A 24,443-nucleotide genomic window follows, 5' to 3' on the forward strand; every position below is an offset into this window, starting at 1 on the left:
GAATAAGGTAGACAAGGTGATCTAAAAAGATAATCATAGAGCAAAAGTGAGGTAATGTGGTAAACCTTTTAGAGCTTTGCAAAAATTTACAGCAAAAAATAGAAAAGTTAGAAGCAAAAATAGAAAAGCTGGAAAGGGAGAATGAAAGTTTAAAAGCAGAGAACAAGGCTTTAAAGATAGAGAACGCTGAATTAAAGGAAAGGCTTGGTTTAAACTCGAAAAATTCATCTCTACCAAGCTCTAGAGAGTTGTACAAAATAAAAAAGGACAAGCCAAAGAGCGACAGAAACGTTGGTGGTCAGGTTGGTCATAAAGGAAGTTTTCGCGCCAAAATGGATGCAGATGAGGTGATAAAAGTAAAGTTGTCATCTACTTGTGAATGCGGAGGAGGGATTGCAATATGCAATGGACCGTACATTCATCAAAAAGTTGATCTTCCGGAAATTAGGCCTTATGTAGTGGAATATCAGATGGAGCATGGTCGTTGCCGGAGATGCGGAAAAAGAAGAAGCAGTAAGTTACCAGAAGGTGTTACGTCAGATACATTTGGTCCAAGGGTTAAGTCAATAATTGCAGCGTTCAGCGGATTCTACAAAAATTCAAAACGCGAAATAGCGAGTGTCGTAAATGATATCTTCAATTTGAACATAAGCGTCGTTAGCATATCAAATAGTGAACATAGAGTTGCTTCAAAATGCAAAAAAATGTATGAGCAGATCGAACAAGAGATAAGTAGGAGTAAAGTTCTACATATTGATGAAACGAGCCATTATAACAAAGGTAAACTCGCTTGGTGTTGGATGTTTGCAAGCAATACGGCAAGTTTTGTGAAGTTGACAGAGTCAAGAGGAATGAAAGTTTTAAAAAATAACGCATGCTGCAATCATAATAGCTTAGTGGTAACCGACAGGTACGCAGTATACAATTACTTTGCTGATGAAAAAAGGCAAATCTGCTGGGCACACTTAGCAAGGGATTTTGAAAGATTAGCGCATAGTTGGAATATTGAAGTCAAAGTTCTTGGCTGTTACTTAAGAAATGTAGCTACTGAATTATTTGCACTAAAAAAGGCTTTGCTAAAAAATGAGATAGATGTTTTTAGATTTGCCAGACGTGCCAGAAAGTTGCGAAAACGTACAAGGTATTACTTGAAGGAAATATCCTACTTACCTGAAGCAATTGGAGCCTCTCGAGTTGCGAAAAATATTTTGAAATCTGAAAGAATGATGTGGAATTTTTTAGATGACCCAAAAAACATTCCGCTGACAAACAACCATGCTGAACAGCAGATACGGCATTATGTCGTTTACCGCAAAAATTCGTATTTTACACAATCAAAGCGGGGAAATGCATTCCTTGAACGGATAATTTCGTTATACTTAACATGGAAACAAAGGGGTCTCAATCCTTTCCAAAACCTCTTATCTATTGTTTCTTAAACCACTCTCCTGAACGGATACCTATAAAGAATTAGAAACAAATATCTTATCATCTATACGAGAAGGAGGGAGTGTTAAATAAACTGTGTCAAACCGCATTTTTAGTTCAACTCAATTTTCAATCTGCCAGGAAAGAAAACATCAAGTTGAGAGATAGTTAAAGCCCAATCATGTACAGGCATCGTCCACTTTTCCTCTGCCTTCTTTATAGCACAATATACCTGCTTATACAAGGCATTTATGCTGGTAAATGAGCCTTTGGTCTTAGTGAATTTCCTAATTTGCCTATGTAGCCCCTCTATGGGATTGGTGGTGTAGATTATCCTCCTAACTGGACCAGAATACTTAAAATAACCAGACAAGTTTTCCCAATTATTCTGCCAAAACCATAGGATACTTTGTGCCCCATTTTTCATCCAATTCCAACAGATAATTCTCGGCAATTTCCTTGCTTGAAGCTTGATATACCTTCTTTAAATCGCTCAAAAAACTCTTCGCATCTTTACTGGCCACATACTTCAGTGAGTTGCGTATCTGATGCACTATACACATCTGCACTTCCGCATTAGGAAAGACACTGTTTATAGCTGCAGGAAAGCTTTTCAGCCCATCAACGCAGGCAATAAGGATATCTTCTACTCCTCTTTCTTTGAGGTCATTTAGCACTCCCAACCAGAACTTCACTTTCAGCCAAATAAAAACCTAATACTTCTTTTTTGCCATTTTGATCTATGCCTAATATATTATACATGCATTTACTTACGCAATGCCCGTCCTCTTTGACTTTAAAAAACCATGAAAACTATCGGATATACAGACTGCAGCGGGCGACTACGCCATTCGTTGATTACTGGTAGCAATTTGTCAGTAATACTTGATATCTCTGCCGCCGATATTTTGTGATCATAAATTTCCTCAACATGTGACACTATATCTCTATAGCCCATACCACTGGCAAATGTGCTCAAAATCTTCGTTTCAAGCTCTGGATGTAAGTTTGTTTGCCTTTTTTTGACTATTTGTGGTTCGAAACTTCCTTCCCTATCTCTTGGCGTCAAAAGCTCAAATGACCCTGCGCTTGTACGTAAAGTCTTTGCATTCCTCCCATTTCTTCGATTATTCTCTTCGCTTTCAGCCGACAAGTGGTTTTCTATTTCACCTTCCAGGCTTACCTCCAGCAACTTTTTTATAAACGGTGTTAATGCTCCATCTCTTCCTGTCAACGGTCTTCCTTCTCGTATAGACGACAGGATATTTGTTTCTAATTCTTTATAATCTACCAAACCGGTAGTTCTGTTTACTACTTTCTGACTCATTGTCAAACCTCCATTTTTTTATATCAATTTATTACTTTTTTTTCGGTTTGACACAGTTTATTTAACACTCCCGAGAAGGAAGATACCGTCTTGTCAGTCAACAAGAAAATTATAGAAATTGAATCTTAAGCTGTATTACGAAATCAAAAAATACTTTCTATCAACATATACACTAACCAACTACATTAAATAAATTTGTGTAAAATGCTATTTTACATAAGATAGAAAGTACGCATTTTTTGATTTTAAAGTACTAAATTCTCCTCCAACCGCTTTGCCCTGTAATTCTTGATATGGTCAGGATTAAAAGCACTTTTGGATTTTAGAACACCGAAAATGATATGGAGTAGCTTACGCATTGCAGCACCAACGATAGCCATATTATGCTTACCCTTTTCCTTTAATCTCTGGCAAAAACTAATAATGATAGGATTGTGATTCTTAGCTACTATAGCAGGAAAGAAAAGTGCTTTACGTAATGTTTGTGAACCGGATTTACTTAATCTGGGTTTGGCATATACAGAGGAACCTGACGTCATATTTCGTGGTATAACTCCTGTATATGCTGCCAATTGCCTGGCATCTCTAAAAACCTCTATGTCAGGAACTTCAGCTAAAATAGCTATTGCTGATTCTTCTCCTATTCCTGGAATAGTCAATAGAAGTTGAAAATTTTCCAACAATTCTTTATGTTGATTTAATAGTTCACGTACGGAGTTTTTTATTGTTTCTATTTTTTGAGCTATATTCATTGCAAGGTCTTCCCAAGCACTTGCAACTTCTTTAAGCAGTCTCTCTTTTTTTTCTAAGTGGTTATTTACTAATGTTAACTCATCTTTTAACGCAACTGAGCAACGATAAAGATGTTTTAATTTTTTCATTTCAGGAGAAGGTGGTGTCCAACTAGAAGGTTCCTGTCTTTGGCAATAATCAGCAATAACTTCTGCATCGGTCTGATCATTCTTTTGTCGTATCAGCTTACTCCTTGCATAAGATTTTATGCAATAAGGATTTACAACACTAACAGAATGTCCAGCGTTGTGCAGAAACTCAGCCAAAGCTTCGCTATAACAACCAGTAGCCTCCATGCAGGCTTTTACTTCTTCTACATTATGTTTTTGTAGAAAGCTAAGTAAACCTTGAAACCCAGAATCCTCGTTTTTAAAACTCCTTTTTCTAGTTTCACATCTTCCTTTTTTGCTTATGAACGAGAGAAAAACATCAAAGCGATCTTTCGATACATCTATACCTAAAAAGTTGTTGATCATATATAACCCCATGCGTTACCATTAAAAATGAAAAGTAAGGCTAGTCTTGTGAATACAGAATTAGAACCATTTAGGTTTTTCTACGATACCGTCCAGCCTGTACTCTTGAGAAGAGAACTCTTATCTACCTTACAGATTTTATATCTAAGACCACTGACAGAGTTCTTCTCTTCTCCATCTAATGCTTAAGCTTAAAACATTAGATGCTTTTTACAAGATACAAGACCATTGACAGGAAGAGATGGAGCATTAACACCATTTATAAAAAAACTGCTAGAGGGAAGGCGAGATAGAAAACCATTTGTCGGCTGAAAGCGAAGAAAACAACCGAAGAAATTCAAAGACTTTACGGACAAGTATTTGAACTATTGACACCAAGAGATAGAGAAGGAAGTTTCGAGCTACAAGTAGTCAGAAAAAGGCAAACAAACGAACTTGAAGCAAAGGTTTTAAGTACATATGCCAGTGGCATGGGATATAGCATCGCATGTAGAAGAAATATAAAATATCTGCAGCAGAGATATCAAGTATTACTGACAAATTGTTACCGGTAATCAACGAATGGCGCAGTCGTCCGCTGCAATCTGTATATCCAATAGTGTTCATGGTTTTTTAAGGTCAAGGAGGACGGGCATTGTGTAAGCAAATGTATGTATAACATATTAGCAAAATGGCAGAAAAGAAGTTTTGGGTTTTTATTTGGCTGAAAGTGAAGTTCTGGTTGGGAGTACTAAATGACCTAAAGGAGAGAGGAGTAGATGATATTCTGATAGCTTGTGTTAAAAAGCTTTCCTACAGCTATAAATAGCGTATTTCCTAAAGCAGAAATGTATAGTACATCAGATAAGAAATTCACTGAAATATGTATCGAGCAAAAGTTTTCATGAATGATTTGAAAAAAACATATCAAGTAGAGAAATAGCCGAGAATTATTTGCTTGAGCTAGAGGAAAAATGGGGAGAAAAATATACTTTAGTTTTGGGAGAATAATTGGGAAAATCTGTCTAGTTATTTTAAATATTCCGGCCCTGTAAGAAAGTTAATTTATACCACAAATCCTATTGAAGGGTTACATAGACAGATCAGAAAATTTACTAAAACTAAGGGCTCATTTACTAGCACAAATGCCTTGTATGAATAGGTATATTGTGCTATAAAGAAGGCAGGAGAGAAATGGACTATGCCTATACATGATTGGGCTTTTACTATTTCTCAACTTGATATCTTTTTTCCTGGTAGGTTAAAAATCGAGTTGAACTAAAAATGCGATTTGACACAGTTTGTTTAACACTCCCGGAATTCAAGCATATTTCTCCCCTTAACATAACTCTACTCATAGCCAGATATATGAAATTTTGTATCCGTTCAGGAGAGTGGTTTAAGAAACAATAGATAAGAGGTTTTGGAAAGGATTGAGACCCCTTTGTTTGTATCCGTTCAGGAGAGTGGTTTAAGAAACAATAGATAAGAGGTTTTGGAAAGGATTGAGACCCCTTTGTTTCCATGTTAAGTATAACGAAATTATCCGTTCAAGGAATGCATTTCCCCGCTTTGATTGTGTAAAATACGAATTTTTGCGGTAAACGACATAATGCCGTATCTGCTGTTCAGCATGGTTGTTTGTCAGCGGAATGTTTTTTGGGTCATCTAAAAAATTCCACATCATTCTTTCAGATTTCAAAATATTTTTCGCAACTCGAGAGGCTCCAATTGCTTCAGGTAAGTAGGATATTTCCTTCAAGTAATACCTTGTACGTTTTCGCAACTTTCTGGCACGTCTGGCAAATCTAAAAACATCTATCTCATTTTTTAGCAAAGCCTTTTTTAGTGCAAATAATTCAGTAGCTACATTTCTTAAGTAACAGCCAAGAACTTTGACTTCAATATTCCAACTATGCGCTAATCTTTCAAAATCCCTTGCTAAGTGTGCCCAGCAGATTTGCCTTTTTTCATCAGCAAAGTAATTGTATACTGCGTACCTGTCGGTTACCACTAAGCTATTATGATTGCAGCATGCGTTATTTTTTAAAACTTTCATTCCTCTTGACTCTGTCAACTTCACAAAACTTGCCGTATTGCTTGCAAACATCCAACACCAAGCGAGTTTACCTTTGTTATAATGGCTCGTTTCATCAATATGTAGAACTTTACTCCTACTTATCTCTTGTTCGATCTGCTCATACATTTTTTTGCATTTTGAAGCAACTCTATGTTCACTATTTGATATGCTAACGACGCTTATGTTCAAATTGAAGATATCATTTACGACACTCGCTATTTCGCGTTTTGAATTTTTGTAGAATCCGCTGAACGCTGCAATTATTGACTTAACCCTTGGACCAAATGTATCTGACGTAACACCTTCTGGTAACTTACTGCTTCTTCTTTTTCCGCATCTCCGGCAACGACCATGCTCCATCTGATATTCCACTACATAAGGCCTAATTTCCGGAAGATCAACTTTTTGATGAATGTACGGTCCATTGCATATTGCAATCCCTCCTCCGCATTCACAAGTAGATGACAACTTTACTTTTATCACCTCATCTGCATCCATTTTGGCGCGAAAACTTCCTTTATGACCAACCTGACCACCAACGTTTCTGTCGCTCTTTGGCTTGTCCTTTTTTATTTTGTACAACTCTCTAGAGCTTGGTAGAGATGAATTTTTCGAGTTTAAACCAAGCCTTTCCTTTAATTCAGCGTTCTCTATCTTTAAAGCCTTGTTCTCTGCTTTTAAACTTTCATTCTCCCTTTCCAGCTTTTCTATTTTTGCTTCTAACTTTTCTATTTTTTGCTGTAAATTTTTGCAAAGCTCTAAAAGGTTTACCACATTACCTCACTTTTGCTCTATGATTATCTTTTTAGATCACCTTGTCTACCTTATTCTGCCACTCCGCTGAACGGATACCGTTGCATGAGCAAATTGGTCAAATATACGAAAGAGTTATAATACAGATTTTACTCAAAAAATATTGAAACAATCTCACACATCTTAAACTAAGTTCTCAATTTCTCAAAGAAATCTTTTAACAAAAGAGAACATTTTGTTTCTAATATTCCACCATAAACTTCAGGTATGTGGTTACAGAATTGAAATATTCTAGTGCCGTTTTCAACTCCTCCACCTTTGGGATTGTAAGCCCCGAAGTACAGACGTTTAATTTTTGCAAAAGAGATAGCTTGAGCGCACATCGGGCACGGCTCTAACGTTACGTACATTTCAGCTTCATAAAGCGTGGAAGTTGAAAATGCTTGTCTAATTGTTAACATTTCTGCATGTGCAGTTGGATCATTAGATATATTGTGTGCAGAGGAGATGATATTGTTTCCATTAACTATTACAGCACCTATTGGCACTTCGCCATCTTTCTGAGCAAGTTTTGCTTGCTCTATGGCAAGTTCCATGTATTGGTACTTAAACATTAGGTGCTTGGGTAAATATAATTTTCTTTTCTTGGCTTTTCTATTTTTTCTAGGTTATAGAATTCACTAAGGACTATTGTCCTTTTTACAAGGCTATCTATTTCTCGCTTTAAATATTTTTTTATTTCTTCTACCGATTTTAGTTCGTTTATAGCTACAACTACTTCTTCCATTATATCCTCTATAATTTGATCCTCCTCTAATTTATATATTATTTGTTCTACATGCCTATTCAATTCCTCGAAGGTCGCAGATCCATATGTAATGCTATCTTTACTATTTCTTAGTAACATTTTTTACCTCTCTATTAGAATAGAGTTTATTCAGTTCTATTAAACTCTATTGTCAATAGCTGCCTTAATAAATGATGTAAAGAGAGGATGAGGAGAAAATGGTCTTGATTGAAATTCTGGATGAAATTGCACACCAATAAACCATGAGTGATTTTTTAGCTCCACTGCCTCTATGCATGTTTTATCTTCTGATATACCACTGCATATCATTCCATTCTCTTCTAAGTTATTTTTATAATCTAAATTAACTATATATCTGTGTCTGTGTCTTTCTGAAATAGTGACACTACTATACACATTTGCCATTTTTGAATTTGGATTTACATTACACTTGTATGTTCCAAGTCTCATGGTTCCACCAAGATCAACGTTCTTACCATCAGCGAGCTTGATGATTGGGTGTTTGCAAGTATAAAATTCTTCAGAGTGTACATCTTCAAGCTTAATAACGTTACGAGCAAATTCAATCACTGCAAGCTGCATACCAAGACATATTCCTAAAAAAGGAATGTTATTTACACGGGCATAGTTTATTGCTAATATTTTACCTTCTATTCCGTTATCACCAAATCCTCCTGGAACAAGGACTGAATTAGAGCTTTGTAATTTTTCTCTGATAAACTTTGCATCTATAGATTTTCCATTCTCTTCTCTTGAGTTGACCCAATTTATCTTCACTCTAGCTTTATTACTAATTGCACCATGGTTTAATGCTTCAATCAGTGATTTATATGCGTCAGGAAATTCAGTATATTTTCCTACTATGGAAACGATAACTTCTTGTGTTGGATGTCTCATAGAGTGTACTATTTGGTCCCATTCAGGTAAGCTTGGTTTTGGCTTACTTAAGTGAAAGTGATCCAAAATTTGTGTCCCGAGCCCACATTGATTATACAAGGACGGTAACTCGTATATATGGTTTACATCAGGAGCAGGTATTACGTTAGATAAAGAAACATTGCAAAGATTGGCTATCTTTTCTTTTTGATTATCGGAAATTTCTTTTTCACTGCGACATAATATAATATCTGGTTGTAACCCCGCAGAGTTTAACTCTCGAACTGAATGCTGTGTCGGTTTTGTCTTTAATTCTTGTGCTGCAGTGAGATATGGTATTAAAGTTAAGTGAATAAGGATAACTTTTTGCTTTCCTAGTTTATAATTAACTTGGCGTATAGCTTCCAAAAACGGTTGGCTTTCAATATCACCTACGGTTCCGCCTATTTCGCATATTACAAAATCTAAATCTTCTGTACCATTAAAAATGAAAGATTTGATTAAATCTGTCACATGAGGAATGATTTGCACAGTTTTGCCTAGATAATCACCACACCTTTCCTTCTTTAATAATTTATTATATACTTTACCAGTTGTTATATTGTCGTCCTTGGTTGCTTTAATTTTAGTAAAACGCTCGTAATGTCCAAGGTCTAAATCAGTTTCAGCACCATCCTCAGTAACAAATACTTCCCCGTGCTGAGCTGGGCTCATTGTTCCAGGATCAATGTTGAGATATGGGTCAAGCTTTCTGATGCGAACATTGAATCCATGAGCTTGAAGAAGTGCTCCCACACTTGAAGCAACTAAACCCTTACCAAGTGATGAAACAACTCCACCTGTAACAAAGATAAACTTGGTTTCTTTCATTAATTTTCAAATGGAACAGAAGTTGATTGGCCTTCTTTCTTCTTTTCTGATATAATCTTCTCTGCAATTGATTTTTTATGTACATCTTTTGAACATAATCCTGATAGTAACAGTGTATTTATAATGAACAGCCCAGCAACTATAGAAGTTATTCTACTGAGTGGATTTTCAGAAGACTTTACCGGAATTATTGAATTCATTCCCTGTTGTGAATTACTAAAGCCACTTAATGAACTACTTCCAGGTGGCTGCAGGAGCACTAAAATTACCAATACAACAACTAATATTATTTGAAGTACACTAAGTACTGTTACTGACATTATAAATAGAGCTAAAAATAAAGATTTTAGGAGCATAAGGATCATAAGTCAAGAATATCTTTACCCGAGTAACTTGACTACTGGAACCCAAGTATGTATTAAACCTTATTTAAATTATGAGCTATCACATTCTAAAATACAAAGATTATGAACCAAAAATGGATGAAAGTTCTTTTATCGCAGATGGTGTGCGTATTATAGGTAACGTTGAAATAGGAAGGAATGCGAGTATCTGGTTTAATTGTGTGATCAGAGGAGATGTTGGATCAATCGAAATAGGTGATGAAACGAATATTCAAGATGGCACCGTAATTCATGTAGATAGAAATCCAGGCGGTGACACGATTATTGGTAGTATGGTGACGGTTGGACATTTTTGTGTGTTACATGCATGCACGATACATGATAAAGCATTTATTGGTATGGGCTCTGTTATAATGGATCATGCGATTGTCGAGTCTGAAGCTATGGTAGCTGCTGGTTCACTGGTGACACATGGAAAAGTGATAAAAAGTGGTGAAGTATGGGCTGGCAGGCCAGCACAATTCTTCAAAAAAATGTCAAATGAAGAAATAAAACATATTACACAATCTGCACAAAATTATATCATGCTGATGAAAGAATATAAGGCTATATGCTAGGTTGAGAAATCTTCAGCTCTGATGCACATTCTACGTTAACTACTTCAAAAGTTTCTTCAACTATATAATGCTTATCAATATAAGCTTCTTCAACTCTAGGAATATGCTGATTAATAAAACTACCTCTGACTAGAATATCCTTTATTGGCCAGTTTGTTTCTGTTGGAGTACCTGATAGCATAGCTGCATATTGTGCTTTTGCTGATTTTAGAGAAAAAGACATAATATTGTTTAAGTTAAGAAAGAAATTTACACGACCCCTGCAGTATTCAAGCGATTTGCCCACTGGATAATATGGTATTTCACCTACAACCTTTCTTATTAACCAATTGCACTCTTTGGTAAGTATGCTTGCTTCTTTTGGAACTTGTAGCGGTATTATAATATCATTGCTAATTCTATTTTCCTCTTGAGAAAAAAGTTCGGTGTAAGCTCCTTTTTTTCTGTGTTTCTCAAAATACTTAGGAAAATAAATATTGAGATATTCAGAGTGTAATTCTATTCGATTTTTCTGATCATTTTCTAAGATAAACGTATATTTATCACCATTTTGCTTAAGTTCGCATAACTTAAATTTACTAAGGTCAGAGTCTGGAAATGGCTTTTCAATTTCAAAAGCAAGTGTAAGAGTGTGCGTTGTGTGATCAAATTCATTTTTTTCTTGTAGACCATCTTGTAGACTATAGTACTTATTTTTTTCATACTCTTTTCCTTCTATGTTAGCACTCACTTCCTCTTCATCCAAATTTTCAATAGCATCAAAAAATTCTTCTTCATCCAGATCTCTTTCTTTTTCACCTGGCTCTTGTTCTTTCAGAGAATCATACCATACATCCTCTTCATTAACTTTCGCCTCTATTGTATTTTCTACACTTATTTTTCTTGTATGATCATTTCCATTGCTAGCAGTTGTTTGATAATGTGTATCGTTAGTTTGAAAAAAGCTCTTTACTTTTGATATTAAGCTAATCCATGAAAGTCTGACTTGATTAAGTAGCCATTTAAAACTCTTCATTGTTTTATCCCAACCTAATTACTAAAAATTGTAACAGAATAAATTAAATATGTCAATAAGATATACAAATTGTACTAACTGGAAATTAGTGGCAGCACTTAACATCTGTGTAAATTTTGACATAGGCGTTTTCTGCATTTTAACCAAATCAGTAAGGAGAACACCATTGATATTCTCCTTTTAGAAGCAACTTGAATAAAACTGATAAAGTTTGAATTAAAGTGTGATTAGGAAAGTGAGTGATGAGAACTCTTTATTTGGACTTCTTTTGATTCATCTATTTTAGTATTAGGTCTTAGTGCTGCATATGTAGCACCACCAGCTACGAGTGCAAATGATGTAGCTATGCCAATTATTGCTAACATACTTAGTCTAGTTGTATGTTCAAGTATAGTACTTGCTACCAGCCCAACAGCAAGACCAACACCAATAACAGCAGTGTACAACATTCTAGGATTATTTGAATTAGGCATATAGCTCACTAACTCTCTGCAACACTTTTCTGATTCTTTCTTTATGTCCTCGAGCTTATTTAGATCTTCTTCTTCTATTTTAGCATTTAATTCTAGTTTCTTACATAATTCTTGCATTTCTTTTACTTGTTTTTCTAATTTTTTTAAAAAATTTATTATTTTTGTTCCTTGTAATTTTATTATTGTTTCCTTAAGTAGTAACGTTGATATTGGCATTGCTATTTCTTCTATCTCTTTTTCTGTTTTCCTTTCCAATTCCACTACTTTTTCTATTCCTTCGTCTGATATTTCAGTGTCTTTTTTTAGTTCTATTTCAAACTTTCTTTTTTTTAACTCTGATTTTGCTTCTTGTAATGATTCTAATGCATTCCATAGCTTTTCACCAGAATTCCGACTCCGTTTTGGTGACATTTGTTGACTACTTTTGGACTTTTTTGGTGACATAAGCTGAAATTTAATTTCTTTGAGCTTTCTTGCGCTTTCACCTGCATTTACTTTAGCCATAATAAACCTCGCATATTAAATAATGCTATTACATAATATCTTTAAAGCTCAAGGTCAAATAGTATCTTTACATAATATAAATCATAAACAGAAAATTTTAGTGTAAATTGCCATATTTACTTTGTGCTACGGTTTGAGATAGAATAACAACTTGCTTCAAATATGGAAAGGCAGTACAACTCTATAATCAAGTTACTGAACTCTCATTTACTCCTCTTTTTTTGTAAAACAATCTACAATTCATTAGAAGATCTTCAGATAGACGTTGATCATTGGTTGTGTTTTTACAATGAGACAAGACCTCATTCTAGTAAATATTGTTATGGCGATGTAGACTTTCCTGAATAGAAAACATATTGCTTTTAGAAAAATATTAGTAGCATTACATAAGAGACTGATATTAGTTTTCAATTTTTCTGTTAGTTAATTCTTGCTTGCTAGATTAAGTTGTGTCTGGTAACCATAATGGCAAATCTTGTTAATTTGAGGCGTGGATTTTAGCCTCTCTCATCCTTACATTAGTTACATATTCTTTCGCAGAGGGCTAATGATAGCAATGAATTTATTAGTAAAATTCAGTAATTTATAACTGACAATTAGAGCTGTTAATTAGCAACTCACTTTAAATAAGTTACTCAACTGTGACAGATTTAGCTAAATTTCTCGGACAATCTACATCTAACCCTTTTTTTTCTGCAATAGAATAAGCAAGAAATTGCATAGCAACACTGTAGATAATTGGAGAAACAAAATTGTCAACTTCTGGAAGTTGCACCACATCTATGCAAATTCCCTTTAAGAGCGGTGCTCCTTGCTTATCACTAAAGGCAATTACTTTACCTTTTCTTGCAATAATCTCTTGTATATTGGATAGCGTTTTAAAGAATAAATTATCGTAAGGAATAATTGCGATAACAAGTACAGTAGAGTCTATCAAGGCGATAGAACCGTGCTTCATTTCTCCCGCTGCAATACCAATTGTGTTGATATATGAAAGCTCTTTTATCTTCAATGCACCTTCCATTGCAACTCCATATGAGCTTCCTCTCCCAATTATAATTATATTATTGTGCTCTAATATACTGCCTGATATATGTTGTATTTCCATCACATTCAAAACATGCTCTACATGTTCGGGAATGGAATTAATAGCACCGCTTAGTTCCTTTATCCTCTCTCTACCCAGTATACCTTTTATTTTTCCAAGCTCTACAGCAAAGCATGCTAAAATTGCAAGCTGCGTAGAAAAGGTTTTTGTCGAAGCAACACCAATCTCAGGTCCAGCAAGAGTATGCAATACAATATCTGAGGCTTTTTCTATGCTGCTATTAAATGTATTAATTATGCTAATGATCATTTGTTTCTGAAATCTCGCATAACGTAGTGCTTCCATAGTATCTGCAGTTTCACCAGATTGAGAAATGAATAAGCCAATACTACCTTCTTCGAGCTTGACGCTGCTATACCTAAATTCTGACGAGATTTCTAGATATACCCGAATTTGAGCAATACTTTCCAGCCAACACTTTGCTATTAGTCCAGCAAAATAGGATGAACCGCATCCAACTATAGTAATGTAACCTAGTTCAGAAAATAATTCTTTGTTGATTTCTTTATATTGTTTATAAAATTGATTTATTGTTTTGTTTAATGCATACGGTTGCTCAAAAATTTCTTTTAGCATAAAGCTAGGGTAACCATTTTTACTAATTAGAAAATTTCTTGGACTGCTATTTTCTGTTCTGCGTTTAACTTGTATACCATTATTATATATACTGAATTCGTTAGATTTTATTACTGCAATATCATTATCTTCTAAATGCAATATTTTTTCTACAAATGAATTCAAAGTATTAGTATCAGAAGCAGCAAACACTTTATTACAGTTATATCCTATTGCTAAAGGCAAATTTCTTTTTGCAACAAATAAAGTATCTGGATATTCTGCAAATAATAAAGCCAAAGCAAGTGAACCTTGTAAATTGTTTAGACACTGTAATATAGAATCAACTGGTGATAACCCTTCATCAAGATATGAAGTTAATATGTTTGGTATCACTTCTGTATCAGTATCGGTGTGGAAAGATACTCCCTTTTCCTCCAGATCCTTTTTTAATATATTGTAATTTTCAATTATGCCATTATGAGCAACAACAACATTATTTATATAAATGGGATGAGCATTTTTAAGATTTGGAGCTCCATGTGTAGCCCAACGAGTATGTGCTATACCAACTTTGCTACTAGATATCTTGCTCTCATGAACAACTTCACACAATCTTTCAACTTTACCTTCTGATTTTTTTACTTCTATCTTACCTCTATTATTTATAATTGCTATACCTGAAGAGTCATACCCTCTGTATTCCAATTTTTGCAACGCGGTTAGTAAAATTGGTATTACTGAATCACCGCTACTTACTATACCTAATATTCCACACACTTCTTAAATTATGAAGCATTTTTGTCTTTTTTACTTTCCTCTAGTTTATTTTTCTTGCCATTCTTTTCAACTTTGCTTTTTTCAATAGATTTAGCTACTGGCTTTTGAATTTCTTTATTTAAGATTTCAGATATAGCAGACTTTAGGATTTTTATTTCAATTTTTGGTGCTATTTCTAGTATTAGTTGTGCATTTACTTCGTCAACTTTGTTTACTTCACCTATTATTCCACTAGAAGTAATAACCGTATCACCACGTTTTATTTGATCTATCATCCTTCTATGTTCTTTTAGTTTTTTGTGATTGGGGCGAATAATGAGAAAATAAAATACTACAAATATTAAAATGAGTGGAATAAAGCTAGCAACAGATGCTGATACATTGTTAGTCGCATCTACCGCAAAAACCTCAGAAAGGAACATATTTAATCCCAATTATTAATGATAAAATTAAATAGATTAAGCAGCAATTACAATATCATGTCAAGTCTCTGAAAGAAATTAATTCAAATTAATAAGAAAGTTAAAGAATTTTAAGATGTTTCTGCTGTAATGGCGGGAGTGATGAGACTTGAACTCACGACCTCATGCGTGACAGGCATGCGCTCTAACCAACTGAGCTACACCCCCCATTGCTTTTTAACGTTTGCAACCTTAAAGCTAATCAACGTGTTGCCACTTGTCAATATTTTTTGTTTGCGCTTTTTTGTCTTTTTTATTACTATGTAAATAACTTAATTTCACACATGGCTTATGCAAGTAGTCCCGTTAGGGTTATGCCATGGAGGATAAACTATTTGGAGGAGTAAATATGACAAATTTGCCTAAAGTCACTATACGTGATTTAGCTGAATCTGGTGTGCATTTTGGCCATAAAGTTAGTCGCTGGAATGCGAAAATGGCCCCATATATATATGGTATACATCAAGAGAATCGTATACACATAATAGACTTACGAAAAACATTACCATTGTTAGAGGCGGCGATGAAAGCTTTATACGATGTTGCATCTCAAGATGGTCGCATTTTATTTGTTGGTACAAAATTTCAAGCTTTAGATATTGTTGCAAGTGAAGCAGTTCGTTGTGGTCAGTATTATGTAAATGATCGATGGCTTGGTGGTATGCTTACTAATTGGAACACTGTTTCTTCTTCGATAAAAACTTTGATACAATATGAGAAAATATCCAATGATGAAGATAGCATCTTAACAAAAAAAGAATTAGGAAACATTGAAAAGAAAAGAAAAAAGCTTGATAAAGAATTGGGTGGAATTAGAGAAATGGGAGCAGTTCCTGATATTTTATTTATTATTGATACTAACAAAGAGCATATAGCGGTTAAAGAGGCCAAAAAACTGGGTATTCCTGTAGTTGGAGTACTTGATACCAATTCTGACCCAGATGGTATTGCCTATCCTATACCAGGAAATGATGATTCAAGAAAATCAATAGAGCTCTATTGTAAATTAGTTGCTGATTCTATATTAGCTGGAATAGAGTCTAGTTTGACAAGGTCTAGAGTTAAGGATGATGAGCTTATTCAAGAAAAAGAAGAGGATATTGTGCAAACTAAAAAGAAGCGTATTAAGGTTGAAACAGAAAAGGAGGTAATAGTAAGTAAATGAAGATGGATTCAAGTAGTATAAGGGAATTACGCGATAGAACAGGGCTTGGCTTAAGCGATTGTAAGAAAGCGTTAGAAGAGTGTGATGGTGATATTAAGAAAGCCGTTGATAGGTTGCGTACAATAGGATTTGCTAAAGCTGACAAAAAGTCTGATAGAGTAGCTTCGGATGGGCTTATTGCTATGTGCTTGGCTAAAAATTATGGTGTATTGGTTAAAGTCAATTGTGAAACTGATTTTGTTGCTAGAAATGAGAAGTTCATAGCATTAGTTTCAAATTTAGCATCAATTGCTTGTCAAGAACGTTGTACTAGTCTTGATGAGTTAAAAAATGCCAAATATGAAGATGTTGGTACAGTGCAGGAAGCTATTATGAGTGGTACATCGGTTCTTGGTGAGAAGTTAGAGTTAAGCAATCTTTGCTACCTAGAGACTAAAGATGGGATTATTTCTGGATACGTACATGGTGATATGCCTGGCTTAGGTAAGATTGGTGCTTTAGTAGCATTGCAGTCATCTGGTGATAAAAAAGAGATTGGAAAGCAAATAGCTATGCATGTAGTTGCTATGAAACCTGAAGCTTTATCTATAAATGATTTAGATCAAGAAAAATTAAAAAATGAGCGTTCTATAATCGAGGAGCAAGTAAAGAGCTTAAATAAACCTGAAGAGGTAGCGAAAAAAATAGTAGATGGACGAATGGCTAAATACTATGAAGAAGTTGTTCTGCTAGAGCAGAAGTTTATAAAAGATGATAAAATGAAGATTGCTGATTTTATAGAATCAAGTGCTGTTAAATTAGCTAATTATAAGTTACTTACTTTGGATGGTGCAAATAAGTAACAAAACTTCAGAAGTAAAGTACCCCAGAGTGTTATTCAAAATCTCTGGGGAGGCTTTGATGGGATCAAAGCTATTTGGCCATGATATGGAAGTTATAGATAAACTATCCAAAGACATAGTTGAAGTTTGTAATCTCGGGGTTCAAGTTTGTATTGTTGTTGGTGGTGGGAATATTTTTCGTGGTGCATCAGCGTCTTTAAGTGGCTGTGAAAGAGCAAGCAGTGATTATATTGGAATGCTTGGTACTGTCATTAATGCTTTAATTTTGCAAAATTTTTTAGAAAAAAGCTCTATAGTCTCTAGGGTGTTGTCTGCTATACCCATGACTACTATATGTGAGCCTTATATAAGAAGGAAGGCTATTCATCATTTAGAGAAAGGTAGAGTGGTCATTTTTGCAGCAGGCACAGGTAACCCATTTTTTACTACAGATACAGCTGCAGCTTTACGTGCTGTTGAAATGAATTGTGATGTTATTTTAAAAGGTACTCAAGTAAGTGGTGTATATTCTGCCGATCCAAAAAAAAATGAGAATGCTGTGATGTATGATAGGCTTTCTTATACAGATCTGCTAACTCGTGATTTAAAAGTTATGGATGCATCAGCAATTTCACTTGCTCGTGAGAATTCTATCCCAATTGTAGTTTTTTCTTTAAAAAGAGAAAAAATGGTTGATATTATTAAGGGTCAAGGCACTTATACTATAGTTTCAGATTGTAAACATTAGGTAATTTATGTTAAACGAAATAAAAGCTAAAACAAAAGAAAGAATGCTAAAAACTATTCAGTCTTTTCACGATGATATGAAAGGTGTACGTACTGGTAGAGCTAACGCATCATTACTTGATGGTATAGTTGTAAATATCTATGGTGGACATCAAAAACTGAACCAAGTTGCAGGCGTTTCAGCTATAGATAACAAAACTCTATCAGTTAAAGTTTGGGATGCTACTGTTATCGGTGAAGTAAAAAATGCGATAATCAATGCTAACCTGAATTTAAATCCTGTTGTTGAAGGAAATACTATACGTATAGTTCTTCCAGACTTAACACAAGAAACTCGTGAAAAATTAGTGAAATTATTGCATCAATTTTCTGAAAATGCACGAGTTGCAATTAGAAATATACGCAGAGATGTTATGGAAGAAATAGAGGAAATGAAGAAAAATAAGGAAATCTCAGAAGATGATTTTCATGTTGCCAAAAAGGAAATACAAAACATTACTGATGATAATGTAAAAAAAGTCGATGATGACTTATCTATTAAAGAAAAGGATATATTGCATCATTAAGTTAATATGAAAGAATTTTTCAGTATTGAAAAACATAAGAGGATTCGATATAGATACAGTTGTATGAATGCTGTGATTCAGATCTCATCATTACGCACACATTTGATCGTTATACCTTTTGAAATCTAGAAAAAAAGCTTTTCAGTTTGATTTTTTATTACGATAATTAAGTTTACACTCTTGAGCGAAAACGATGCTGAAACGCCTTTTCCTTATTTTTGCATTTGTATTACTCATCCCACTGTCAAATGTTGATGCCAGAAGATATATCAGAATTGTTGGATCTTCAACTGTTTTTCCTTTTATCTCATTTATATCTGAAGAATTCAGCCGTATATTTTCCTTTAAAACTCCAGTTGTAGAATCGATAGGAAGTGGATCAGGGTTCAAAATGTTTTGTTCAGGAATAGGGGAAGGCACACCAGATATCACTACTTCATCTCGCCCTATGAAGGAAGTAGAGAGAGAATTATGTAAAAGAAATAAAGTGAATGAAGTAATAGAGATCATAATTGGCTATGATGGAATTGTTATTGCAAATTCAAATCAAAGCCATAGATTTGATTTTACAAAAAATGACCTGTTTGAAACTTTATCTTCATATTCTGAAGACAATGATAGATTAGTAAAGAATAACAAGAAATTTTGGTCTGATGTAAATCAAGCTCTACCAAAAACAGAAATTAAAATCTATGGCCCACATCAAAATACAGGTACACATGAAACTTTGATTAATTTTATTATGCTTGATCAATATTCATGTATGAACTCAAGGATTTTCAAAGAGAATTATCAAGACCAAGAAAAAAGAAAGAAAGCATGTAGTAATATCAGAGATGATGGAAGATATATAGAAGTTGGAATTAATGAAAACATAATAATACAAAAATTGAAGAGCAATAAAAATGCTTTAGGAATATTTAGCTTCAGCTTTTTAGCGAAAAACCAAGATGAGATTCAAGGAAGCACAATCGCAGGAATTGAGCCAACTTATAAAAATATATCATCGGGGGAGTATATGTTAGCAAGGCCTTTATATCTTTATATAAAGAAAGAACACTTAGATATTGTTGATGGATTAAGGGAATTCATTAGAGAAGTTATAGACTCTATTAGTACTGAAGGTGGATATTTATCTAGGCTTGGCTTAATTCCACTTTCAAGCGAAAATATGAAAAAAGTCTTGGAAAAGGTTCGTGATATAATATGATGACTTTGATATTTTTTTATTTAACACTCCCTTCCTTTCTGGATTACAGCGTCACGCGCTGGAATGACACCTATTTGTTTTAGTAGTTCCTTTCCTGTCATTCAAGTAGCCTTTTCTTGTCATTCCAGTGCCCAGACACTGGTGCTCACAAGCAAACTAATCATAGGAGGTATTATAATAAAAACAACGTTTTCAATGAAACTACATAAAGCAAGTGTCACGAACCGGAATGACACCTATTATTGTTTTTACTTTATATCTTTATTTGTCTATCTTATTTTGCCATTCTGTTGAACGAATACAGGAAAATAAACTGTAATATCTAACTTTGATGCAAAAAGATTAACATATAACACGTAAAAGTTACTGAATCACTTTAGCCATATATAGAATTATTTTGTTAAATATTCTCTACTCCCAGGTTTCATTATAGGTAATTGTTTTAATTCACTTGGCAGTTCTTCCTCGCTATAGTTTTTGATATTTAGTTCAATCAAAGATATTACAGGAAAGGGCAGTTTTGTTTCACTATTTCTCTTGATCAAAGAAGCTCCAGCAACAACTTTACCTCCCTTCTCTTCTGCACATTTTACTGCTTCAAGTGAAGATTTACCTGTGGTAATCACATCTTCAATTAATAAGATTTTCTCACCTTGTTTAATCTCAAATCCACGGCGTAATTCAAATTTACCATTAACACGTTCGCAAAATATTGTTCGGATTCCAAGCTGTCTACCAATCTCATAACCCACGATTATTCCACCAATCGCAGGAGATAGTATTAAATCTATGGGTTCAATAAGCTCTTTTCTTATTTTATTCGCCAATAGCTCACAAACGTTCATTGCTCTGCTTGGATTTTCAAAAATTTTAGCGCATTGTATGTAAGTGTTGCTGTGCAGCCCTGACGAGAGTACAAAATGTCCGTGCAAAATCGCACCAGCCTCTTCAAATTCTTTTATTATTGTATTATCTAATATCATTCTTGAGTTTGAAATTCTTTATTAATTATCTGCGTTATACAGATATCAGACCACACATTTATTGCAGTTTCAAACATATCAATGATTGTATAAATAGGCAAAATCAATCCCATAATGTACAAAGGAACATTCATTGATACCAAATAACTAGTTGCCATAAAATAGCACCCCATCGGCACTCCAGCGTTACCAATTGCAGCTCCTGTAGCTAAAAAAATCCATATGAACATCTCACTTAAGGAAAATGTGTGCCCATTCATCTCTGCAACAAACATCACTGTGATTAAAATAAATGCAGCACACGCATTCATATTGACTGTTGTGCATATTGGTAGAATAAAAGATGACAATTTCTTTGGTACCTTTAGCTGATTTTGCACACATTCTATAGTTGTAGGCAGCGTTGCACTAGATGATTTAGAAAAAAACGCAAGTGTAAGTGCTGGCATAACACCTTTCATCGTTTGAATTGGTGATATACCTTTATACCACATGAGTAGTGGCAAAATCACAAATGCTTGCACGAAATTTGCAGACATTATGCAAGCAAAATACCAAAAAAGACTATGGAATTCGCTGCCACCTTTTAACTCGTATAAAAAACATGTGATAAAAGACCATACAGCAAGAGGAATAAACTTTAATAACCCTTGAGCAATTCTAAGAAGTGTATCAAATAGTGCAGAAAATATTTGGTGTAATATATCTTGTTTTTCTTTTGAGAGCGAAATAATAGCTCCACCCATTAAAAAAGCGATCAGTATGCTGCCAATAACGTTATTTTCAAGAAAAACTTGCACAAAATTTGATGGAATGAGTGATTTTAAGTATGAAAAGTAATTGTGATTGCTGTCACTCACACTTTCTATTGTGTTGCTTATGAAATTTTTTCTTACTGGGTCTATGAATAAATAGAAAGATAACGCAACAAATGCAGCTACAATTGTTGTAAACAGCGTGTAAAACAGCGTCTTCTTAAGTAATACTTTAATTTCAATTGAGTCTTTAAGCCCTGAAATTGTGGACACTATAGATAGAAAAACTAAAGGTAAGCTAATCAATTTCAACAGACTGATGAATATATCGCTAAATAGCTTTGCTATTTCAAATATTACTTCATTGTTTAAATAGTAAGCAATTACCGCAAACAGTATAGAAAAGAGTATTGCAAGTTTGCGCATTGAAAATAAAACCTCAAAATGATATTATACAATAATTTTTGAAATTAGGTTAAGATAACTTTACAGGTTAAGTAAAGATGAGTAACATTTTATTATTAATTAAGTGTAAGGAGGGGTATGGATAAAAAAACTAAAGAAGAGTTAATCCTTGTTGGAATATTAATGGGAATGAATATTTCAATAGGAGTGCTTGTAGGTCTTGGTCCAAGTTTCGCAATTTTATCACCTTCCATTATAGGTGGAATTATTGCTGCTGTTTCTACAATATTATCTATCGCATACCTTACATATTGTGATTATAAGGAAGATAAAGTAAATCGAGAATGCATTTTCCCTATATTTTGTATGGGCGTTACTAGCACTGCAATCGGGATTGGTCTTGGTGCAGCTATAGGTGCTATTTTTCCTGGTGTAATGTTAAATACAGGATCAGCAGTTTTGATTGGTGCGACAATAGGAATTATTGCCCCAATTACAGGCCTTATTGTTGGAAATATGATTGTAGAACCTATGATTAAGAAAATAAATCACTACATTATAGAGCCGGTAATTGAAAAAATAAAAGAATGCTTTTCTTCAAAGGAAGCATAAATTATCCTCGCAAAATAGTGTACCTTGGACTTAAATTGAAGTGTACTCAATTGAAATAGGTCATATTAGAGAAGGTTAGAAGTTACCTACCCAAAACCCTTATCTCCCACTCAAGTTCAATGTTAAATTTATCTTTTACTGCATCTTTTACTCTGTTGCCAAGGTTTTCTAAGTCAAGTGCAGTTGCATTATTGTAATTGAGTAGAAAATTACAATGTTTCTTAGAAATTTTAGCTACACCATTATCTAATCCTCGGCAGCCAGATTCATCAATCAGTTTCCATGCCTTGCAGCCTATTGGATTTTTGAATATACAACCAGCAGTTTTTCCTCTTACTGGTTGACTTTTATTTTTTTTATCAATAACTTCTTTCAATCTTTGCAATATAAGCTCATACTCTGAACTTACTCCTTTAAATTCAGCTTCAATAAAAATCCACCTGCCTTTTAGACTATGTCCACGATAAAAATATCCCATTTCTTCACTGGAAAATTCATATAAATTCCCATCTTCTAGATTCACTGCCCTTATAAACTTTACAACACTCGCAATATCACTACCATATGCACCTGCATTCATCTCTATCCCACCGCCAACTGTTCCTGGAATTCCAGCAAGAAACTCAAGCCCACTAATTTGCTGTTCCCCTGCAAAGTAGGCAAGGTTACTAAGCAATGCAGCACCACCTGCAACAATGGAGTTATTATCTTTACATTTTATATATGCAAATTCCTTGCCTAATTTCACCGTTATTCCTCGAATGCCACTATCTCGAATTATTATGTTGGATGTTGCACCGATAACGCTAATTGGTAACTCCGCATCTTTTATCAAGCACATTAGATCTTCAATGTCACGTGGCTTAAATAGTACATCAGCTTGGCCACCAACATTTAACCAAGTCATTTTAGACATTGAAACATTATAACGGTAGATTCCACATACTTTAGGTAAGCTTATAAGCATTTTGATTTTAACTCTAATCCTGCATCCATACCCATTTTTTCTGCATCTTCTACAAACGAAGTACGCTCAGTGAAATATATACCTTTCTCATCTGCTAACATACAACAAAGATTCAGCATGTTTTCACTCACATATTCTGCTAAAGCTGCAAGCGGCGTAAAGCATGAACCATTTATTGTCTTCATGAAACTGCGCTCTGATTTTGCCCTTATAAAAGACATATTATTATTAATTTTCTCTAAAAGATCGATAACTTTTATATCATTCTTTCGGCATTGAATGCAAATTGCCCCCTGCCCTACTGCGTTTAACATGACTTTTGGTGATAATACTTCTGTAATTAAATGGTGTTTTTTTAATCTTATCAGTCCTGCTTCGGCTAAAATCATTCCATCAAAATTCTGATTTTGCAGTCTAGTTGTCACATTTCCACGCAGTGGCACTACATTTAAGTCTGGCCTGAGATTTAGTAGCTGAACTTTTCTTCTTATTGAAGAAGTTGCAATTGTAGCCTGCTGTGGCAAAGTTTTTAGGCTCTTATATTTATGAGAAATAAATACATCACATGGACTTAGCCTCTCTAAAACACAAGGAATTGTTAAGTCCTTCGAGAAAAACGCAGGTACATCTTTTAGCGAATGAACCGCCATATCTATATTATTTTTGAGTAATTCAGCCTCAATCTCCCTGAGGAACAGTCCTTTACCTCCTATTTCAGCAAGATTTACATTAACATACTTATCACCAGAAGTTTTGATTTTAATGATCTCAATAGATAGGTTAGGAAAAAACTCTAATAATCTTTGTTTTGCTTCCAAAGCTTGAGCAACCGCAAGATTGCTTCCCCTCGTACCTATTTTAACTATCATACATTCTTCATATTGTACATCTATATTCTATGTCCATTTTTTATTATCTCCAATTTAGTTATTGAACATTTTATAATTAGCTCCTAGTATCATGCAC

22 protein-coding genes, 1 tRNA gene and 3 pseudogenes are annotated in these 24,443 nt (G+C 34.3%); 10 read left to right on the forward strand and 16 right to left on the reverse strand.

Features of this window, described 5'->3' with window-relative positions; translation table 11 throughout:
• Window positions 1-56 precede the first annotated feature (56 nt).
• Entirely contained in the window at window positions 57-1,439 is a 1,383-nt protein-coding gene (gene tnpC, locus ONG75_RS04230) for an IS66 family transposase (protein WP_264375454.1), read from the forward strand.
• Window positions 1,440-1,540: 101 nt separating this feature from the next.
• Here tnpC (ONG75_RS04230) and ONG75_RS04235 read toward each other — a convergent pair.
• Window positions 1,541-2,755 (reverse strand): annotated as a pseudogene (locus ONG75_RS04235) (IS256 family transposase).
• Between the two features lie 245 nt (window positions 2,756-3,000).
• Window positions 3,001-4,023, reverse strand: a complete 1,023-nt coding sequence (locus tag ONG75_RS04240; protein WP_264375440.1) for an IS110 family RNA-guided transposase — start codon at window positions 4,021-4,023, stop codon at window positions 3,001-3,003.
• 219 nt (window positions 4,024-4,242) lie between these two features.
• Between ONG75_RS04240 and ONG75_RS04245 the strand changes: the two are divergent.
• A pseudogene (locus ONG75_RS04245) lies at window positions 4,243-5,284 on the forward strand (IS256 family transposase); the annotation flags it as partial.
• Window positions 5,285-5,473: 189 nt separating this feature from the next.
• On the opposite strand, the gene tnpC (ONG75_RS04250) reads toward ONG75_RS04245, so the two are convergent.
• The 5 genes from tnpC (ONG75_RS04250) to secG all read right to left on the reverse strand — a co-directional run bounded on the left by tnpC (ONG75_RS04250) (window position 5,474) and on the right by secG (window position 9,709).
• Window positions 5,474-6,856 (reverse strand): IS66 family transposase, encoded by a 1,383-nt coding sequence (gene tnpC, locus ONG75_RS04250; RefSeq protein WP_264375454.1) that lies wholly within the window; start codon window positions 6,854-6,856, stop codon window positions 5,474-5,476.
• A 167-nt stretch (window positions 6,857-7,023) separates the two neighbouring features.
• Window positions 7,024-7,431, reverse strand: a complete 408-nt coding sequence (locus ONG75_RS04255; RefSeq protein WP_010404879.1) for a nucleoside deaminase — start codon at window positions 7,429-7,431, stop codon at window positions 7,024-7,026.
• Window positions 7,432-7,448: 17 nt separating this feature from the next.
• On the reverse strand, window positions 7,449-7,742 hold the full coding sequence (locus tag ONG75_RS04260; RefSeq protein WP_007302591.1) for a hypothetical protein: 294 nt from the start codon (window positions 7,740-7,742) through the stop codon (window positions 7,449-7,451).
• Window positions 7,743-7,781: 39 nt separating this feature from the next.
• Window positions 7,782-9,389: a CTP synthase gene (locus tag ONG75_RS04265; protein ID WP_127464150.1), complete on the reverse strand. Its 1,608-nt coding sequence runs from the start codon at window positions 9,387-9,389 to the stop codon at window positions 7,782-7,784.
• Window positions 9,389-9,709, reverse strand: coding sequence for a preprotein translocase subunit SecG (gene secG, locus ONG75_RS04270; RefSeq protein WP_264375860.1), 321 nt, complete (start codon window positions 9,707-9,709; stop codon window positions 9,389-9,391). Before secG ends, ONG75_RS04265 begins: the two co-directional genes overlap by 1 nt.
• 116 nt (window positions 9,710-9,825) lie before the next feature.
• Here secG and ONG75_RS04275 point away from each other — a divergent pair, with 116 nt between their 5' ends.
• On the forward strand, window positions 9,826-10,350 hold the full coding sequence (locus tag ONG75_RS04275; RefSeq protein WP_010404888.1) for a gamma carbonic anhydrase family protein: 525 nt from the start codon (window positions 9,826-9,828) through the stop codon (window positions 10,348-10,350).
• On the opposite strand, the gene ONG75_RS04280 is transcribed toward ONG75_RS04275, so the two are convergent.
• Window positions 10,340-11,365, reverse strand: a complete 1,026-nt coding sequence (locus ONG75_RS04280) for a hypothetical protein (protein WP_264375861.1) — start codon at window positions 11,363-11,365, stop codon at window positions 10,340-10,342. The genes ONG75_RS04275 and ONG75_RS04280 overlap by 11 nt on opposite strands.
• A gap of 227 nt (window positions 11,366-11,592) precedes the next feature.
• Complete coding sequence (locus ONG75_RS04285; RefSeq protein WP_264375862.1) at window positions 11,593-12,342, reverse strand: hypothetical protein; 750 nt, start codon at window positions 12,340-12,342, stop codon at window positions 11,593-11,595.
• 213 nt (window positions 12,343-12,555) lie between these two features.
• Here ONG75_RS04285 and ONG75_RS07840 point away from each other — a divergent pair.
• Window positions 12,556-12,732, forward strand: a pseudogene (locus ONG75_RS07840) (IS481 family transposase); the annotation flags it as partial.
• Window positions 12,733-12,973: 241 nt separating this feature from the next.
• Here ONG75_RS07840 and glmS read toward each other — a convergent pair.
• The 3 genes from glmS to ONG75_RS04300 all read right to left on the reverse strand — a co-directional run bounded on the left by glmS (window position 12,974) and on the right by ONG75_RS04300 (window position 15,414).
• Entirely contained in the window at window positions 12,974-14,785 is a 1,812-nt protein-coding gene (glmS, locus tag ONG75_RS04290) for a glutamine--fructose-6-phosphate transaminase (isomerizing) (RefSeq protein ID WP_264375863.1), read from the reverse strand.
• Between the two features lie 8 nt (window positions 14,786-14,793).
• Window positions 14,794-15,207 carry a preprotein translocase subunit YajC gene (yajC, locus tag ONG75_RS04295; RefSeq protein WP_264375864.1) on the reverse strand — a complete coding sequence of 138 codons (414 nt, stop codon included), beginning with the start codon at window positions 15,205-15,207 and terminating at the stop codon, window positions 14,794-14,796.
• 130 nt (window positions 15,208-15,337) lie between these two features.
• Window positions 15,338-15,414: transfer RNA gene (locus ONG75_RS04300), tRNA-Asp, on the reverse strand.
• 181 nt (window positions 15,415-15,595) lie between these two features.
• On the opposite strand from ONG75_RS04300, the gene rpsB reads away from it, so the two are divergent.
• The 5 genes from rpsB (at window position 15,596) to ONG75_RS04325 (ending at window position 19,755) form a co-directional block, all read left to right on the forward strand.
• A complete protein-coding gene (gene rpsB, locus ONG75_RS04305) occupies window positions 15,596-16,411 on the forward strand; it encodes a 30S ribosomal protein S2 (protein WP_139686382.1) in 816 nt (271 codons plus the stop codon).
• Complete coding sequence (gene tsf / locus ONG75_RS04310; RefSeq protein ID WP_264375865.1) at window positions 16,408-17,253, forward strand: translation elongation factor Ts; 846 nt, start codon at window positions 16,408-16,410, stop codon at window positions 17,251-17,253. Before rpsB ends, tsf begins: the two co-directional genes overlap by 4 nt.
• Window positions 17,237-17,980, forward strand: coding sequence for a UMP kinase (pyrH, locus tag ONG75_RS04315; protein ID WP_010407219.1), 744 nt, complete (start codon window positions 17,237-17,239; stop codon window positions 17,978-17,980). Before tsf ends, pyrH begins: the two co-directional genes overlap by 17 nt.
• Window positions 17,981-17,987: 7 nt before the next feature.
• Window positions 17,988-18,545, forward strand: coding sequence for a ribosome recycling factor (gene frr / locus ONG75_RS04320; protein ID WP_017532537.1), 558 nt, complete (start codon window positions 17,988-17,990; stop codon window positions 18,543-18,545).
• A gap of 193 nt (window positions 18,546-18,738) precedes the next feature.
• Entirely contained in the window at window positions 18,739-19,755 is a 1,017-nt protein-coding gene (locus ONG75_RS04325; protein WP_264375866.1) for a substrate-binding domain-containing protein, read from the forward strand.
• A 392-nt stretch (window positions 19,756-20,147) separates the two neighbouring features.
• Here ONG75_RS04325 and pyrE read toward each other — a convergent pair whose 3' ends face one another.
• Both pyrE and ONG75_RS04335 read right to left on the reverse strand, forming a co-directional pair.
• Complete coding sequence (gene pyrE, locus ONG75_RS04330; protein ID WP_010402118.1) at window positions 20,148-20,738, reverse strand: orotate phosphoribosyltransferase; 591 nt, start codon at window positions 20,736-20,738, stop codon at window positions 20,148-20,150.
• Window positions 20,735-21,919 carry a dicarboxylate/amino acid:cation symporter gene (locus ONG75_RS04335; RefSeq protein ID WP_264375867.1) on the reverse strand — a complete coding sequence of 395 codons (1,185 nt, stop codon included), beginning with the start codon at window positions 21,917-21,919 and terminating at the stop codon, window positions 20,735-20,737. Before ONG75_RS04335 ends, pyrE begins: the two co-directional genes overlap by 4 nt.
• Before the next feature lie 117 nt (window positions 21,920-22,036).
• Here ONG75_RS04335 and ONG75_RS04340 point away from each other — a divergent pair, with 117 nt between their 5' ends.
• Window positions 22,037-22,510: a hypothetical protein gene (locus tag ONG75_RS04340; RefSeq protein WP_264375868.1), complete on the forward strand. Its 474-nt coding sequence runs from the start codon at window positions 22,037-22,039 to the stop codon at window positions 22,508-22,510.
• An 82-nt stretch (window positions 22,511-22,592) separates the two neighbouring features.
• On the opposite strand, the gene murB is transcribed toward ONG75_RS04340, so the two are convergent.
• Together murB and hemC are read right to left on the reverse strand one after the other, a co-directional pair.
• Window positions 22,593-23,477: a UDP-N-acetylmuramate dehydrogenase gene (gene murB, locus ONG75_RS04345; protein WP_264375869.1), complete on the reverse strand. Its 885-nt coding sequence runs from the start codon at window positions 23,475-23,477 to the stop codon at window positions 22,593-22,595.
• Window positions 23,468-24,346 (reverse strand): hydroxymethylbilane synthase, encoded by an 879-nt coding sequence (gene hemC / locus ONG75_RS04350; RefSeq protein WP_264336279.1) that lies wholly within the window; start codon window positions 24,344-24,346, stop codon window positions 23,468-23,470. Before hemC ends, murB begins: the two co-directional genes overlap by 10 nt.
• Between the last annotated feature and the right edge of the window lie 97 nt (window positions 24,347-24,443).

The sequence above is a fragment of the Wolbachia endosymbiont (group B) of Sphaerophoria taeniata genome, assembly GCF_947179355.1.
Classification (GTDB): domain Bacteria; phylum Pseudomonadota; class Alphaproteobacteria; order Rickettsiales; family Anaplasmataceae; genus Wolbachia.